Raw genomic sequence first — 16,167 nt, 5'->3', positions numbered from 1 at the left:
CCTTGGGCAGCTAATCCAGCAAATACACCCCATGCACGCGTGATCGCGCACCGTCTGCTCTGGCAGGGGGATTGCGTGTTTTGGGTGGGAAGTGGAAGGCCCGTGGCCACCAAGGGTGCGGGTGTTTCCGTACGCCGTAGGGGCAGGCTGGCCTGCGTACCTTACGGGTTAGCCCAAGGACCAGTGCGTTGCGGTCCGGGCAAAAAAATACCCCCGGCTTTCGCCGAGGGCACTTTTCGTCAACTGTATCAGTAGGATTACTGGAACAGGGACAGGATGTTCTGGGACTGGCCGTTGGCGATCGAGAGGGACTTGATTGCCAGGGACTGCTTGGTCTGCAGGGAGGTCAGCTTTGCGCTTTCTGCGGACATGTCAGCATCGGTCAGGGCGCCAACGCCGGTCGTCAGGTTGTCAGAAACCGTCTGGCCGAAGGTGGTCATGTTGGCGATGTTCTTGGTGTTCTGACCCAGTTCAGAGGTCACGTTCGTCATAGCCGTGATGGCTTTCTGAACGGCTGCAATGGCTTTCGTCAGGTCGAAGGAGCCAGATGCGCCACCCCAGGAAGCAGCAAGGCTGCCATCGGTGGTGAGGAAGCCGTTGGCGGTTGCCAGGCCGTTGGTGTCAACGCCGGTGGACAGACCCAGAGCTTCGGACAGGGACGCGGTGGAACCCGTGCCGGTCACGCCGCTCACGCCGTTGATGATGTTGAACAGGTTGCTGATGGTAGCCGTGCTGCCCTGCAGACCGGTTACGTAAACAACGCTTGCAGCCGTGATGCCGTTGAAGGAACCCGTGGTGGATGCGCTAGCGGAGCTGACCAGCAGGTTCACGCCGTTGGTGGTGGCGTTGGTTGCAATGGTGTCGATCTGCTTCAGGTAACCCGTGATTTCGGTGTTGATCTGAGCGAGGGAGGTGGAGCTACCTTCGTTGCTGCCGATCGTGGTCACAGCAGCCTGAACTTCAGCCAGAACGGAAAGGATCTGGTTGGCGGCGCTGTTGGTGGAGCTGACAACGGTGGAAGCGAAGGACAGGCCGTCGTTCACTGCGCCCTGACCGGCAATGTTGCCGTTCATCTGAGAAGCAATACCGAAAGCAGCCGGGCTGTCAGAAGCGTTAGCAACTTTTTTGCCGGTGGAAACTGCGTTTTCGGTGGCGCTCAGCTGGGTCTGGGTCGCGTTCAGCGTTTCCAGAGCAACCATTGCAGAGGTGTTGGTGTTAATAGAAAGGCTCACGTTGTGATCTCCATTTCGAGTGGGCTTAGTGCCCGTGTTCAAGGATGAATAAACCCCCGAACGGCTAAGAGAAGGTTAACGCGATCATTTTTTTTTGAGGGGTGGGTAAAAAAAATCCACCACCGGGCCAGAACATGGTCACAAAAAGCAGATGGTGGTGGGGGGAATGGCAGTTATCCGCCAGTTTTTGCTTATTCTCCGCAAGGCATAAAAAAAGCCTCCGCCCATTAAAGGGAGGAGGCTTTGGCTGGAATCGGATGGAACTTTCTGCCGGAACGTTAATATCGGCCCTTAAACGTTAAGCACTTTCACGCTCGGGCGGGGTGCTCTGGCCCTTGCCAAGGGCGCGCAGGTAAGGCCGCTCTTTGGTCAGGGTTGCGGGCATGGGCATGTCCAGCGTGTCTGCAAACTGTGTGGGGGCAGGCTGGTCCGGCGTTGTGGATGACTGCTGCTCCACCGCCTTGGCTATGGCACTTTGCGCAGCCGTTGCACTCTCCAGCGCCGACTGCACAAGTTCCTGCGCGGTCTGCTGGGCTGTCTGGCTGGCCTGTTGCAGCTTTTCCAGCGTTTCCTCTATGGCCAGCCGTGCGGTTTCGGCCTGTTCGATCAGGCTTTCCATCCGCCGCTCCTGCGAGGGCACCTGTGTCAGCACCGAATCCAGCCGGTCGGCTACCGAATCGGCTTTAGTGGCCATGTCGTCCAGCTCGCTGCCGGTAACCTTGGCCTGTTCGATCATGCGGCTCAGGGGGCGGCCGCTGACCTCCCCTGCCACGCGCAGCTTGTCCACGCCTTCTTCGGCCTGGTTAACGCTGTTTTCAAGCTTGTCCACCAGTTCCAGCAGGCTGGTCCGGTCGCGCTTGAGGTTGCCCAGTACCCGCCCGAGGTAAAAACTGTAGATAATACCAAGGAACAGAAAGACGGAGAGCGTGATCTCAATGATCATCTGGATCTGTGTGAACATCATTCAGGAGATCCTCCAGTCTGATCCGGTGTGGGGTTTGCTGCGGGTGGGTGGGGTGGCTGCGGGGGCACGCCAAGGGGCGGTGGCAGGTGGTGTTCTTCCGGCGGGACCAGCCTGCGCTGGATCTTGACCGCGTTCTTGTTGCCCAGCTTGCCCAGACGGCCATCAAACAGTGGGGTCTGCCCGCATTGCAGGCGGATGGGGAAGGGCGCGCCCTGCTTGTGCGGGAAGGTCATGAGCGAGCCGATCTTGAGGTTCAGCACCTCGGAGAGTGGGACGATCTTTTCATCAAACACGGCAGAAACCTGGGCATCTGTTTCCAGAATCTCGGAAAACAGGTGGTCTTCCCAGATGGAGTCGCGGCCAAATTTTTCGCCCATGAACTGCTGCGAAAGCTGGTCGCGCACCGGTTCCAGCGTGGCGTAGGGAATGATCAGGTCCATGTTGCCGGTGCGGTCCTCCATATCAATATGGAGTTTGGCCAGCACCACAGCGTTGGAAGCGCGGGCAATGGCGGCAAACCGGGAACTGACTTCCAGCCGCTCAAACGTAAGGTCCACATTGCAGACCGGGTTGAACGCAATGGACAGGTCGTTGAGCGTGAGGGTGATCAGCTTTTCAATCAGCGCGCGTTCAATGGCGGTGTGGGGGCGTGTTTCCACCCCTGCATGCCCAACGCCGCGCGGCCCACCCATAAGAATGTCGATAATGGAGTAGGACATGGCCGAGTCCACAACGACCAGACCGTAGTTGTCCCACTGTACGGCCTTGAACACTGCAAACATGGAGGAGGAGGGAACCGCCCCCATGTAGTCCCCAAAACGTAGGGAGCGAATGCCCTCGATCGTTATTTCAACGTTATCATTGGTGAAGTTACGCAAGGTAGCGGAGAGGATGCGCACAAGCCGGTCAAAGACAATTTCCAGCATGGGCAGGCGTTCATAGGCCACGAACCCGGCCTTGATAACGCGCTCCATGCCGGTTTCTTCCGGCTCTTCAAACCCGCCAAAGGTGTGGCCGAGCAGATTGTCGATTTCCGACTGGTCCAGCAGGTGGCTGCCAAACGGGTCTTCCTCGGGGGTGGCTTCATGCTCGCCCTGTTCACCCTGTTCCGCGTGGGTGTCCTGCGCATCATGGGCGGTGGCATCGTCCTGCGCGTGGGCGTCTGCCGTGCCGGGTTCTGGCGCGGGGTCCGTGTGCTCAGCCGTTGTGTCGGCTGAGGCATCGGGTGTGTGATCCTCGGGTGCGGCACCACTTTCAGGCGCACTGGCCTGGGTGGCCTGCTCCTGTGCGGGGTCGTGCGCCTCCTCCGTATGCGGGGCGTCCGGTGCGGCGTCTGCTTCGGGTTCGTGGTTCCCGGGCCCTGATGCTGTGTCGTCTACATCCTGCATGTGGTCTGTCGCTACGGTTCCTGAGGGGTGTCGGTTTGAGCGGGTGTCAGAAGCCGGAGAGCTTTACTGGACAAGGAATTCAACAAGATACAGGTTTGTCACCTGCAGGGGGGCAAGCTGTGCGCGCAGGCGGCGCAGAATGGATTCGCGCAGCCTGTAAATGCCGTTCCCCCGAATGTCCTGCGGCCGGGTTTCGTGCAGGTAGGTCTGGAACACGTCCTGAATTTCCGCAATCCGGTCCTGCAATGCGGCCTCGTTAGGCACACCGCTGATTTCCACCTTGGCGGTCAGCTTGACATAAACCGGGTGACCACCGGATGTGTCGAGGTTGGAAACCATGGGCGGAATACCCAGCAGCACCGGCGGGTGCATGGCGGCCTCGGCCTTGCTGCCCACGTTCTGTTTGAGCTTGGATGTGAAGATTTTGTCCTTTTCCCAGAACACCCCACCGCCAATAAGGAGAACAAGACCGGCAGCGCCCGCCATCATCAGTTTCCGCTTGGACTTGGGGGCGTCTGCTCTGGGAACTGCTGCGGCAGCATCTGCTTCTCTTGCGCCGGTTACAGTCTCGCTCATGTCTGGTGGGCTCCGGAATGGTTAATCAGTCACACTGTTATCAGTTTAACTGCTGGCGCGCACCTACTCAATGGTGGAGAGGGGCGTATTGCATGGCTGTGTGTATTGCGTGCAGGGGCCGCGCTGGCAAGCGGGCTGGCCGCAGGTGGGGGTGCCTTAGCCCCCGGCCTGCTCCCGCAGTCTGGCCTGATAGATAAAATACAACTCCTTGAGCGGGTGCTCACACGACGCAACCCAGGGTTTGGCCTCGCCCGTAAAGTGGACAATCGCCGGGTTGGTGGCGGCATCATCCTGCTCCTGATCGGTATAGGCGACATCCTGCTCATTATGGCTATACAGGCGCCCCCCCGCGTTCCAGCGCAGGGGCAGGATCTGAATATCGTCCCTGAAGGCAATATTGATGATGTCCTGATCCTGCAGGGTGATGCTTTTGATGTTTTTTACAAAGGATTCCAGATAAAGGAATTTGAGGTTCCCGTATTTTTCTCTGGCAGCGGCAAGGTCAATAACAAGGATGCCGGCATTGATGTAGTTGGTATTGTAATTGCGTCCGAATAGCTTGCGCGAATGGGTTATGCCGCCTTCATCCATGCACCCGCCAAGGATTTTCCCCTTGAGGTCCATGTTCCACAAAAGCGTTATGTCGTCACAGAAAATCGTATCCAGATCAACATAGATCAGGCGCTTCAGCTCTGCTGGCAGCACCTCATGCATGATCAGCCTGTAATAGGTGTTGCGGCTGATATGCTGCCTGTTATGGGGCAGAAAATTGGAAAAACTGTCTGCACTGACATCATAAAAACTGAACTTTGAACCCGGAAATGTCTGCTGTGTCCTGTGGATGTTGGCCGGGCTGAGCCTCTGGTCATGCAGGACATGAAAATGGATGTGGCTGCCATTTTGGGTGTTGCTGAGCAGGGAGTACAGCGCGACAAGTGCGTGCACTGCGTAATTGTCATCAAACGAGATGGCAATATGTATGGTGCTGCCATACGCAATGGGGGTTTTTGCAGGCTCCGGGTTACAGATGGCCGCATTAATGCTGTACTGTTTGGCAAATTTTGGAACAATAATTTCCCCAGCCTGAAAAAACGCTTCTTTGCTCCCATGCATGAAATGCTTCATTAAAAAAACATTGCTGAGGAAAGCATAGAGAAACCTGAACACTTTTTTCTGGTACGGAGAGCGGCCGGAAGTGTCGATGACTTTTTCAAACGCAAACAGAACTGAAAAAACAAAGGTGCAGTATTCATCAAACACATCACGTTTCATGAGGATATTTTCATCATGAAATCTTGTGTCTATGTGTGCGGTAATCAGTGCTGTTTCGTAATACGCGCCAAACTCGTTTTTGATCAGTGTGAGCAGCAGATCAAGGTCCTGCTGGTCATGTTCAAAACAGTAGTTTTCATAAAATGTCTGAATATCGGATGCTGCGGAAGGGGGGTGGATTTTGGTAATGGGGGCGGTCAAAAACCTATGCTGGGAACAGCGCTCTTCGATATTCTGTGAACAGAAATCAATAAAATCCATCTGCTTGTTCAGCAGCGAAATCTGCTGGCGGCCATGCTCGGAAAAATTCAGGTAGGATTTTTCAGTATTCAGGCCCACATAGTCGTGGCGTGTGTTTTTCCATATCCAGTACAAGACAGTCAGTTCGCCCCAGTCCCTGTTTCTGGCAGAAATATTGTCGCCGGTATCATCCCCGATCATGCCTGCAAATTTTGTATCGGCAATGGAGCGGCCACCCTGAATGGGCTCAAAATAACGGTTTTTATTTATATTCGCATCAGCATGATGATAAACATAAATCCGGATATCCATTATTTAAATCCTGCCCAATTCTTTATGATCATTTGCAAACCACCCTGCGGCGGCGGATGTGTGTGTCAGGCCTGCTGCCTGATCTTGGCGCTCATGGATTGCCAGTGCCAGGAATCCCGGCACATATCGAGCAGGGTGCGTTTGGCAGACCAGCCGAACATGGTTCTGGCCAGAGCCGGGTTTGCGTAGCAGGTAGGGGCATCGCCGGGGCGGCGTGGGCCAATCTGGTAGGGAATGTTGATCCCGGTTGCGTTTTCAAACGCATGAACCAGCTCAAGCACAGAATACCCTGTGCCGGTGCCAAGATTAACGGCGTGGGTGCCCTCGGTGCCAAGGGCTTTTTCCACTGCGGCGCAATGGGCTTCGGCCAGATCCATGACGTGCAGGTAGTCGCGCACACCTGTGCCATCTGGCGTTGGGTAATCATCGCCAAAAATGGTCAGATGGTCGCGTTGTCTGGCGGCAACCTGGCACAGATAAGGCATCAGGTTAGCGGGAACGCCCCGTGGGTCCTCCCCGATCAGGCCAGAAGGATGCGCGCCTACCGGGTTGAAGTACCGCAGCAAAAACGCGGAGGACAGCATGCCAGTGCGCACGAGGTCGCTGATCATATCCTCCATGATCAGCTTAGTGCGCCCGTAAATGTTGGTGGCGTGCAGGGGGGCACTTTCTGCTATGGGGCAGTGTTCTGGCGCGCCATAAACCGTTGCGGAAGACGAAAAAACAATGCGCCCCACGCCTGCATGCCGCATGGCGGTAAGCAGTTTTAATGTTCCTGCAACATTCACATCAAAATAGTGCAGGGGGTTTTCTTCACTTTCCCCCACGGCCTTGAGTGCGGCAAAATGAATGACGGCATCATAGGGCTCTGCGGCAAAAACCCGTTGCATGGCGTCCATGTCGCGGATGTCCACGTCATGCACGGGGTAGTCTACCCCTGTAATTTCCTTGAGCCGGGCCGGGACCGAGCGGGAGGCGTTGGAAAAATTATCCAGCAGCACAACATCGTGCCCACGGCCCTGAAGTGCCACCGCAGTATGGGAGCCAATAAATCCGGCGCCACCAGTCAGAAGAATACGTGCCACGAGCTCACTTCGCCATAAAAGGACCAGAAGGCTGGATTATACTCAGCATTGCGGCCCAAGCCAATCATTGGATGCAAGGGGGCCGGTGGTGGCGCAGGCAGGCTGTGGCGCGTGCCCGGTTGCGACTTACCGGGCTTTGAGCATGGCAACCGTGCGGGCCAGATCATCCCGTTCTTTTTGCAGGTCCAGATAGCCTTTGCGGAAGGCATCAATCTTGCCATGAATGGCGTTAACCTGCTCCTGCAGGGCAGCATGGGCCTGCTCGGTTGCGCGCAGTTTCTGCAAAGCCAGAAGGTGCTGCTTCTGCAGTTCTGCAAAATTGTTTTTCAGTCTTTTTTCATTGTACAAAAGGAACTCTACGGAGTGTTCCTGCTTGGCGTCCTGCGTGTTGGCTGTCATGGCTCTGTTGCCTCTGTCTGGTAAAGTTTGCTGGTTTTAAAAAGAAGTTCGGATGGGGCGGGCCGCAGGTATCAACCCTGTGGGCTTTCCCCGAAAAGGGCTTCGATATTTCTGGTGTATTGTTCCGGCCCGTGCTGGCGTTCCAACTTGTTCAGGGCGTTCAGCGCCAGTTGTACGCGCTGCTCGGGGTTGCGTAGCAGCTCATTCAGGGCATGGGCGTAGGCGGTTATCAGGTCTTCATCTGTCAGGGTTGTGGAGGGGATAAGTTTGCCGGTGACGTCGTTTTCAATCACTTCATCAATCCCGCCCACGGCAGGTGCAACAATGGGCAGCCCTACAGACATGGCCTCCAGCAGCACGTTGGGGAGGCCGTCAAAACCGCTGGTGTAAAGGAAGCACGCATACCCCTGAGACGCGACCTTGATAAAGTCGGAGAAGGGGCCTTTGTAACTGATATTGGGGAGTGCCTCGAACACCTGCGTGTCAAAATGCCCCAGAACGTTAATGCCGTACACATCAATCTGGGCCTGTGGGTAGAGTGCGTGCAGAAGTTTGGAAATAGGCACCAGCAGTTCCGGCTTTTTTTCCGCGTCCAGTCGGCTGGCCCACAGGATGCGGGTCTGGGGCTGGCTGTTGCTGGCCTGTATGGCCTGGGGGGATGTATGGCTGGGCTGGCGAGCGTAAAGCAGCTTCCACTTCTGGTGCTTTGTGCCAACGTAGTAAAAATCGTTGTTAATGATGTTTTTGTTGTCAGAGAGCAGGAAGTCCACATCATCCAGAAGGGGCACGGCCGTAGTAAAGAAGTTCCTGTAAATGGGGAAATAGTCGGAGCCTGATTTTTCATCAGAAAATCTGTAGAATATTTTTTTGTTGTTTTTAAAAATCTTAAGGAACATCTGCGTAAAGCCATAAGCAAATGGACTTGGCTTGATGTGAATACGCGCCCCGTCCGCGCAGTTCTGGATCAGTTTGAGCACAATCAGGTTGCGTTCATGCCCGTTCAGGTTCGGGGCCAGTGCGGGCATGTCCACAATGGTTATATGCTTGGGCAGGCGTTCCAGGTCTGTCAGCGTGGATGGTTTTTCGCCTGTAATAATCAGGGTTCTGGTCTGGGGGGGCAGGGCCTCCAGCGTTTTGATGATTTCAAAAATATACTTTTCCGCACCACCAACAGACAGGAAGGGCAGAAGCAGGACATCTGTAAATGTCCTGTCCTGAATAATTTCACACGCCTCGTAATACGCAACGCCTATGGCGGGGTTCATGGCATCCAGAGAGGAAATAAAGGCGTTGTCTGTTAGCACATAGGGGTCAATCAACGGCTCTATTTTATTGGCGGCACAAAGCAGACCCCAGAAGACCGGGTCGCTCAAGGCCCCAATCCGCTTGAAGCCAAAGGTTTTCAGCAACTCTTTGCCCTGTGTTTTCCACAGCGGATATTTGTCTTTGCTGACACGTAGAAAATTGGGGGGCTCAAACAGGATGCACGGTGCAATCTGCCCCGGTGAACTGCTGGCCGCCTGAACGGAAAGGCTGCTGGCCCGCCGCCTGTAAAAAAAGATGGTGTCCGGGGTCGGGCGGATTGTGCAGCCTAGCGCTAGCGCTGTGGCATTGAAGTGCCAGTCCTCATACGCCAGACCGGAGGAGAGGGAATGGTCCACAAACTGCACGTTATCATACAGACTGCGCTGGAACATGATGCAGGACAGGTAAGGGTGTGTGCCAACAAATGGCAAGGGGGAGGTGGCGTCACTGTCCGGGTATTCGATAATGTGGTTCTGTGTGCCAAACGAGAACAGATACTGGCAGACCCTGACAGCCAATTTTCCGCCCTGCATCACATCGGCATAAAGGGCCGCCAGCGCGTTGAAGGAAATCAGGTCGTCTGCATCATGCAGCAGCACGCAGGTGCCGCTGGCGGCTTCAATGCCCGAATTGCGCGACAGGCCGAGCGAGCGGTGCGTAACATGCAGGCATGTTACGGGGCACAGGTCGTGCAGGCTGTTGTTATGGAAAACGGTTTCGGTTTCTTTGTCGCTGGAATCAAAAACGGCAATCAGCTCGCAGCTCAGGCCGGAGAGCTGTGCGTGACGTACGCAGCTTTCGAGGTTAATGAGCGTGCGTGCGAGAAAATTGGCTTCTTTATGGATATTGAGAACGATAGAAATATCCGGTTTGGAAATATTTTTTTCCTGAATCATGCTCACCATTCCCAATGACCCCATTTAGTATGGGGGTTTTATAATACATTCGGGAAGTCCAGAATATAAAAATATCAAGGAAATATGTGTGTATTGCCGCGCATGTGGCGGGCCGTTACGGGATAAGACTGTAACGTGCTTATCCCGTTTTGTGTTGTGGCGCTGTTTATGCTTTTTGCAGGAGGTTCAGAACATTAATTCCGGGCTGGAAAATGGTCTGGAAGCCGTTTTCCACATAAATGGATTTGGCATACTCCATCAGCACATCCTTCCGGTAGGCGGAAACATCGTTCCCGAACTGCAGAAGGAAATACTGGTCGTTAAGCGTGGCAACCAGTTCCTGTATGTTGCCCGGTTCCATGCATTGAATTTCAAAATGCATGACCATGGGGCGGCAGTTATGGGCAAAAATGTCGTCAATAATAATTTTATCCATTCCCTCGGCATCAATAATGAGCACATCAGGGGGAACAGCATTGGAGATAGCCAGAAGCTCATCAAAGCCGACAACATCAACTTCAATTTTTTCAATGCATGTATGGATTTTTCTGGTCGTCTGTTCGTCCGTTCCGCCCAGTCCACCAATGGCATTCTTGTCATTGTAAACGGAGGAGATGCCAAGAACCCAGCCCGGCAGACCTGCTTCCTTGACCTTTTGCGGGTTTATGGCGTTCAGGGTGAGTTTTTGCTTGTCCAGACTATAGGCACGCTGGATGATATTGGTGTTTGTATTGTTTTTGTAGTTTTCGGCCAGAAACGCAAACATATAGGGGTTGGGCTCCAGAAGGAGCGCATGCGGGTTGGCGTTGATCATGACATTGCGGATCGGGTCCACCAGAACGCCATCTGCCGCACCAATCTGCCAGATTACCTTGTCGGGGTGGTTTTTGAAAATCCAGTGTAGAACTTTAGAGATTTCAAAAAGTTTTGCGTCGCTGTCATTGAAGTTAACATTCTGTTCAATGGCCATGACAGATGTCAGGGTCTGTTCCCTGTGCCTGTGAATGCCATGAATGATGTTCTTCAGCTCATCAATGCCGTCCAGCATGTCCGCCAGTTTACGGGCTTCTTCAACATCCCCTGATTTGATGAGGGCGATTATTCTTTCCTTTTTTACCTCGGGGGAGAGCCATCCCCCGCCCCACACATGAATGCCATAGGTGGCATCAAGGTTTTTGGCAAAAATGGAGGAAAACGGCTGATTGTACTGGTAGGGGTAAAATGCAGCGGTTGGCAGGCGCTTGTGGGGGTGTTTTTTCAGATAACGGCCGAACAGGTGCGGGCCTGTTGTAATGTTGGGTTTTGTTTCGTCTATATCAGTGTGAATAATATGCTGGATCAGGTCATGGAAAAGGGCATGGCCGGGAGGGGCCGCAATAAAGCCGATGGAGCAGTATTCTTCAGAACCATCTTCATTACAGATGGTAAGCTGCTTTGTTATGTCTTCAAGATCCATATGGTTATAGGGCATCATGTCGCAGCCGATATAGATGCCGCCGTGCTGGTAAAGGATCTCGTACCGTGCAAGGTCCGCCCGGGATACGGGGCTGGAAAAGCTTTTCAGTTTTTCATGGGAAATGGTGAGTTTTTCCAGATCCTTGTCGGTCCATGTAATAAACTCGCATGACGGATGCTGGCGCTGCCATGCCTGCCAGAAGGCTTCATACGCATGGGGGATTTTCTTGCCCCCGAACCATATTCTATGAAATTTTTGTTTCATGTATATCATCCTGTCTATACTATTTTCATTCTTATATACGCAAAATCACGGCTTGAAAATTTTTTACAATGGTTAACTATAAAAAATAAAACTACAAAATATACGTTTAAAAATAAATATCAGGGTATTTGTCTGTATTTATGTAGGCACAAAAACGCGCAAACCCCCGCCAGAACAGGGCAATACAGATTGTTCTACAAAGGCAGTGTTGCCAATGTGCGCGCCGTGTATTGCATGCCCTGTTCTGGGCTGGCTGGCCCGGCTGTTGGGGAGCGTTTTACTTGTTCAGGCTCTGGGCTACGTCGTTATCTGTCAGGCAAAGCGGGGGCAGGGTGGTGTAGGCCTTGAGGTCCCGGTAATGGATGTTCATCAGGTGATCAACGGATGTGCTGGTCAGCAGGCGGCCAAGCCCGACATAAGGCACCTCGACCGATTTGAACGGCAGGCAGCGCTCAAGCAGGCGGGTGGCCCCACGGGGGGATATGGCATAGCCGCATATGCCAAAGGTCTGTGTCAGCCTGAACGGGCTGGAGGAGACATCCATGTTCAGGAAGTCGGGAATACCCTGCCGCACGGTGTCCTGGTTAAAAATGGCAACGCACTGCGTAATGCCGGGCAGGAGTTCAAACTCCAGAATACTGTCGTAGTTGTTGCCCCACAGGATAATGTCCCAGTCATGGGGCAGGGTCGCAATAATCCGGTCGCTTTCGCTTTCAAAGTTGCGGCACAGAAAAGCGTCATCTTCAAAAATATGCGCAGGCTGGCCACTCTGCGCCACCTTGGCCCAGAGTTTGACATGCGTCAGCCCCGACCCGATGGCCCCAGCCGTAAAGCCGCAGTTCGGCTCCATCAGCCCTTTGCTGATAATGGTGTCCCGGTCCAGCGTCTTGCCGTCCATGCCGGGCATCCATTCCAGGTCCTTGATGTGGGCATTGGCTTTTAAAAACCGCTCCGTCCGCTGTGGAGTTCTTTCGAGGCTGATGAAATACTTGTGCATCTGTGGTCCTGAGCAAAGGCCATAAAACAAAGCGGGCATGGCGCGGTTAATGCCCGCATTCTGCCAGCATAGCCTGTAATTGCAACCCGGTTTGGGCTGTGGCCCTGCCCCTGTTCAGGGCTGGGGGGCAAAAAAGGCGGGCAGGGCCTGCGCGCCATTGCTGGCAAGGATGCTTTCAATCTGCTCGCAGGCCAGAAGGGCCTCGTGGATGGTGACGTCCATATCCAGATAGCGGTAGGTGCCCAGCCGCCCGAGGAAGGAAACACCCGTGCTGGCGCGGGCAAGCTCCTCATACTTTTGTAGCAGAGGCTGCTCGCCGGTCAGGCGTATGGGGTAGTAGGGGGTGTCGGCTGCCTGTGCGGCTCTGCTGTATTCGCGGAAGCAGACGCTCTGCTCAAACTGTGCCTGTTCCCATGGGGCAAAATGCTTGTGCTCGGCAATGCGGGTGTAGGGCACGTCCGCATCGCAATAGTTCATGACCGCCGTGCCCTGATAATCAGGTTCGGGGCTGACAAAGCGCTCAAAATCCAGCGTCCTGTATTCCAGCCGCCCAAGGCGGAAGCCAAAGTAGCGGTCCAGCGGGCCGGTGTAGAACACGTGGTCAAAGGTTTCGGGCATATCCTCGAATGCAGCACCCAGACGGATGTCTATGCGCTGTGCAAACTCGGCCAGAATGTTGCGCACAATGGCCGTGTACCCGGCTTCTGGCATGCCCTGATAAGGGTGGTTGAAGTAGTTGTCGTCGTAATTGAAGCGCAGCGGCAGGCGTTTGAGAATGGAGGCGGGCAGGGTATCTGGCTCGCAGCCCCACTGCTTGCGGGTATAGCCTTCAAAAAAAGTCTCATACAGCTCCGAGCCGACCATGCTTAAGGCCTGCTCACGGAAGGTGCGGGGGTTGGTTATGGAGCGGTCTGCCTTGCTGGCAATAAAGGCGCGAGCCTGCGCGGGGCCAAATGTGGTTCGGAACATCTGGTTGATGGTCGCAAGGTTGATGGGCAGGCTGAATACCTGCCCCCGAGCTATGGCCCGGACCCGGTTGATATAGGGGCGGAACTGGCCAAAGCGCTGCACATAGGCCCACACGCGCTCGTTGGCTGTATGGAAAATATGGGGACCATAACGGTGGACCATAATGCCGGTCTGCCCGTCGCGCTCGGTGTGGCAGTTGCCACCCAGATGCGTGCGCTCGTCCACCACAACCACCCTGTGGCCCAGACTGGCAAGGTGCCGGGCAACCACGGCGCCGCTAAACCCGGCCCCAACCACGCAGAATGTCCTAGCCACCTTGGTCTGTTCCCCTCATGCCCGTCTGGATCAATGCGGGGGCACTTTACCGCCCTTTTGGCCCCGTGCCACGGTGCCGGTGCAAAAAACGGCAAAAAGTAACCTCCCTGCCCCATTTGGTGTGGGGCAGGGCGGGGTAAGGTTTAAGGCGCGCTGGCCTTAGTGCGCGGGGGGAATGGTCGCGTTAACCCGCTCGGCCAGCCGGATAACCAGCCCGCGCATAAGGGAGGCGACCTCGGCCGCGGAGCCAACATCCCCTGTGGCAACAAGGTGGGTGCGCTCGCGCGTGAGCGGCAGGTTGGGGTCACGCGGTAGCACGGCCCATGTGGCATCCAGCGTGGCCACGCCGTTTGTGTCCACATCAAAGCGCGAAATATCAATCTGCACGCGCATGGTGGCTACATCGGCCAGCGGCTGGTCGGTAATCAGTTCGGATGGGCGTTTGTTGGACAGCACATTGGTCAGCAGGTCGGTCACGCCAAGGGACAGGCGCGTGGCCCAGCGCGCACGCGCACTGCGCAGGATTTCCTCGCCCTGACGGGTAATGATGTCCTGCGAGTCCAGATAATCGGGCAGGATCACGCGGCTGATGGCAATGGTGGCCGCGCGGGAGGAAAGGTGCGGCTCGCCTATATTGGCGTCCGATGGCACGCCCAGTGTGTACAGCCGCAGCGGGGGAGACGCGCAGCCAGCAAGGGACAGGAGCGAGCAGCAGGCCATAACGGCAAGCAGCGTACGGCGTGGCGCGGGGGTCATGGGCGGCGTCCCATCAGCAGGAGTTGCGGGTTGCGTTCAATATCGGACGAGAAGCCACGCAAGGATGCGGCAGAGGCAGCAATATCGCGCAGGGCCGCGTCCAGGTTGGCGCGGTCGATCGAGCGGGGGGAGAGTATGTCCTGCAACGAGCCCAGCGTTTTGGTGGCAGAGGCCAGTGTGGCGTGCAGGTCCGCCCCGCGGGCGTTAAGCTGGGTGTTCCCCGTTTCCATCAGCTGGTCCATTTTGCTCAGGGTCACGTCCAGCTTGGCTTGCAGGTTTTTTATGGCCTCGGTCGTGGTTTTCAGCGTCTCGTGCGAGAGGTCTGTGGTCTGTTTGGCGCTCAGCAGCAGGGGGGGCAGGTCACGGTTCAGGCTGTCGCTCAGCTGGGTGACGGAGAGCAGGGCGGCATCCGCATGGTGGCTGATTTCCTTTATGGGAATCTGGCCCAGCGAATCCTTCAGCTTTTCCACGGCCGACATACGGACGGGAATTTCGGGCAGGCTGGTAATGCGTGGGTGCAGCACGGGCGGCACCGAGCGGTCAAAGTCCAGTTCGATGTTGGATTGCCCGGTTACAAAGCTGAGCAGGTTCAGCTCCGCACGCAGGCCAATGCCGATAAGTTCCTGAATGCTCACCTTGTCCCCGCCGGGTACGTCCTTGACCACGTGAATCTGGTCTGGCTCCAGCGTCAGCACCACGGGAATGTAGGCTTTGTGGTCGGCTGGGTCAAAGCGCAGGGTAATGCTTTTGACCGTGCCAACCTTGACCCCACGGAAGTTGACCGGCGCGCCAACGGACAGCCCGGTAATGGAGTTCTGGAACACCACCGCCGCCTCGCGCGAGGGGGAGAGGAAGCTCATATGCCCAAAGGCCATGACAATGAACAGGGCCAGAAAGCCGCCCAACAGCACGAAGGCCCCGATAACGGTTTTGCGGTTTGTGCTCTCAGACATGCTGGTTAGCCTTTGTCTCATCAGTCGGGGGGATGGTGGAGGAGCGGTTCATGAATGCCATGACTTCGGGAATGGTGCTGTGGTCGCGCAGGTCCCGCGGGGAGCCGTGGGCTATGGGCCGGTGGGTGCGCGCGTCCAGAAAAATGCCATCATCGGCAATGGCAAACAGGCTGGGCAGTTCGTGGCTGACAATCACAATGGTTGCGCCCAGCCCGTCGCGCAGGGTCAGGATCAGGTCATCCAGCCGGGCGGAGGTAATGGGGTCCAGCCCTGCGGAGGGTTCATCAAAAAACAGAATATCGGGGTCCAGTGCTATGGCGCGTGCAAGGCCTGCGCGTTTGCGCATGCCGCCCGAAATCTCGGACGGGAACAGGTCTATCGCCTGTTCCATGCCCACAAGCCCGAGCTTGAGCTCCACCAGCTTGCGCACCACATCGGGCGGCTGGGCGGTAAACATTTCCATGGGCAGGGCCACGTTCTCGCCCACGGTCATGGAGCTCCACAGCGCGCCGGACTGGAACAGAACGCCAAAGCGGTGGTTGATCTGGGTCCGGCGGTGTTCGTCCTGTGCCCAGTAATCCTCCCCACCAACCAGAATCCGCCCGGTGGTGGGGGGGAGCAGCCCGATCAGGCTTTTGAGCAGGGTGCTCTTGCCGCAGCCCGAGCCCCCCATCACGGCAAAAATGGAACCACGCTTGAGGTCGAACGAGACGTTCTGCTGGATAATCTTGGGGCCAAAGGACAGTTCCACGTCCCGCACGGAAATAAGGGTATCGCTCTCGGCCATT

The 16,167-nt window shown here is 55.8% G+C and carries 14 protein-coding genes; all 14 read right to left on the bottom strand.

The genetic code is table 11. The features are described from left to right. Positions 1-257 precede the first annotated feature (257 nt). Complete coding sequence (locus tag LKE65_RS02000) at positions 258-1,232, bottom strand: flagellin (protein ID WP_086647010.1); 975 nt, start codon at positions 1,230-1,232, stop codon at positions 258-260. Positions 1,233-1,530: 298 nt separating this feature from the next. Further along, positions 1,531-2,196: a DUF6468 domain-containing protein gene (locus LKE65_RS01995; protein ID WP_086647011.1), complete on the bottom strand. Its 666-nt coding sequence runs from the start codon at positions 2,194-2,196 to the stop codon at positions 1,531-1,533. After that, a complete protein-coding gene (gene fliM / locus LKE65_RS01990; protein ID WP_278740266.1) occupies positions 2,193-3,584 on the bottom strand; it encodes a flagellar motor switch protein FliM in 1,392 nt (463 codons plus the stop codon). The genes LKE65_RS01995 and fliM overlap by 4 nt, the downstream gene beginning before the upstream one ends. Positions 3,585-3,647: 63 nt before the next feature. Next, on the bottom strand, positions 3,648-4,160 hold the full coding sequence (locus tag LKE65_RS01985) for a flagellar basal body-associated FliL family protein (protein ID WP_086647012.1): 513 nt from the start codon (positions 4,158-4,160) through the stop codon (positions 3,648-3,650). 156 nt (positions 4,161-4,316) lie between these two features. Then, complete coding sequence (locus LKE65_RS01980; protein WP_278740265.1) at positions 4,317-5,984, bottom strand: DUF4422 domain-containing protein; 1,668 nt, start codon at positions 5,982-5,984, stop codon at positions 4,317-4,319. A gap of 65 nt (positions 5,985-6,049) precedes the next feature. After that, a complete protein-coding gene (galE, locus tag LKE65_RS01975; protein WP_095350009.1) occupies positions 6,050-7,069 on the bottom strand; it encodes a UDP-glucose 4-epimerase GalE in 1,020 nt (339 codons plus the stop codon). A gap of 126 nt (positions 7,070-7,195) precedes the next feature. After that, positions 7,196-7,468, bottom strand: coding sequence for a hypothetical protein (locus LKE65_RS01970; protein WP_086647015.1), 273 nt, complete (start codon positions 7,466-7,468; stop codon positions 7,196-7,198). Positions 7,469-7,539: 71 nt separating this feature from the next. Further along, positions 7,540-9,669 (bottom strand): glycosyltransferase, encoded by a 2,130-nt coding sequence (locus LKE65_RS01965; RefSeq protein WP_278740264.1) that lies wholly within the window; start codon positions 9,667-9,669, stop codon positions 7,540-7,542. 166 nt (positions 9,670-9,835) lie between these two features. Continuing rightward, positions 9,836-11,389 carry a glycosyltransferase gene (locus tag LKE65_RS01960; protein ID WP_278740263.1) on the bottom strand — a complete coding sequence of 518 codons (1,554 nt, stop codon included), beginning with the start codon at positions 11,387-11,389 and terminating at the stop codon, positions 9,836-9,838. Positions 11,390-11,666: 277 nt separating this feature from the next. Next, positions 11,667-12,386, bottom strand: coding sequence for a glycosyltransferase family 25 protein (locus tag LKE65_RS01955; RefSeq protein ID WP_095350013.1), 720 nt, complete (start codon positions 12,384-12,386; stop codon positions 11,667-11,669). A 114-nt stretch (positions 12,387-12,500) separates the two neighbouring features. Beyond that, entirely contained in the window at positions 12,501-13,670 is a 1,170-nt protein-coding gene (gene glf, locus LKE65_RS01950) for a UDP-galactopyranose mutase (RefSeq protein WP_278740262.1), read from the bottom strand. Between the two features lie 159 nt (positions 13,671-13,829). Further along, entirely contained in the window at positions 13,830-14,426 is a 597-nt protein-coding gene (locus LKE65_RS01945) for a PqiC family protein (protein WP_095350015.1), read from the bottom strand. Then, positions 14,423-15,379, bottom strand: a complete 957-nt coding sequence (locus LKE65_RS01940) for an MlaD family protein (RefSeq protein ID WP_086647021.1) — start codon at positions 15,377-15,379, stop codon at positions 14,423-14,425. Before LKE65_RS01940 ends, LKE65_RS01945 begins: the two co-directional genes overlap by 4 nt. Then, on the bottom strand, positions 15,372-16,166 hold the full coding sequence (locus LKE65_RS01935) for an ABC transporter ATP-binding protein (protein ID WP_086647022.1): 795 nt from the start codon (positions 16,164-16,166) through the stop codon (positions 15,372-15,374). Before LKE65_RS01935 ends, LKE65_RS01940 begins: the two co-directional genes overlap by 8 nt. Position 16,167 lies beyond the last annotated feature (1 nt).

Source organism: Acetobacter fabarum, from assembly GCF_022483405.1.
Taxonomy (GTDB): Bacteria; Pseudomonadota; Alphaproteobacteria; order Acetobacterales; family Acetobacteraceae; genus Acetobacter; species Acetobacter fabarum.
The sequence above is the reverse complement of the archived record's forward strand: the minus strand, read 5'-3'. Positions and strand labels throughout refer to the sequence as shown.

Coding starts and splice junctions, on each gene's coding strand:
- LKE65_RS01995 (WP_086647011.1), bottom strand. CDS start 2,196: ATGATGTTCACACAGATCCAGATGATCATTGAGATCACGCTCTCCGTC.
- fliM (WP_278740266.1), bottom strand. CDS start 3,584: ATGCAGGATGTAGACGACACAGCATCAGGGCCCGGGAACCACGAACCC.
- LKE65_RS01985 (WP_086647012.1), bottom strand. CDS start 4,160: ATGAGCGAGACTGTAACCGGCGCAAGAGAAGCAGATGCTGCCGCAGCA.
- LKE65_RS01980 (WP_278740265.1), bottom strand. CDS start 5,984: ATGGATATCCGGATTTATGTTTATCATCATGCTGATGCGAATATAAAT.
- LKE65_RS01970 (WP_086647015.1), bottom strand. CDS start 7,468: ATGACAGCCAACACGCAGGACGCCAAGCAGGAACACTCCGTAGAGTTC.
- LKE65_RS01965 (WP_278740264.1), bottom strand. CDS start 9,669: ATGATTCAGGAAAAAAATATTTCCAAACCGGATATTTCTATCGTTCTC.
- LKE65_RS01960 (WP_278740263.1), bottom strand. CDS start 11,389: ATGAAACAAAAATTTCATAGAATATGGTTCGGGGGCAAGAAAATCCCC.
- LKE65_RS01955 (WP_095350013.1), bottom strand. CDS start 12,386: ATGCACAAGTATTTCATCAGCCTCGAAAGAACTCCACAGCGGACGGAG.
- LKE65_RS01945 (WP_095350015.1), bottom strand. CDS start 14,426: ATGACCCCCGCGCCACGCCGTACGCTGCTTGCCGTTATGGCCTGCTGC.
- LKE65_RS01940 (WP_086647021.1), bottom strand. CDS start 15,379: ATGTCTGAGAGCACAAACCGCAAAACCGTTATCGGGGCCTTCGTGCTG.
- LKE65_RS01935 (WP_086647022.1), bottom strand. CDS start 16,166: ATGGCCGAGAGCGATACCCTTATTTCCGTGCGGGACGTGGAACTGTCC.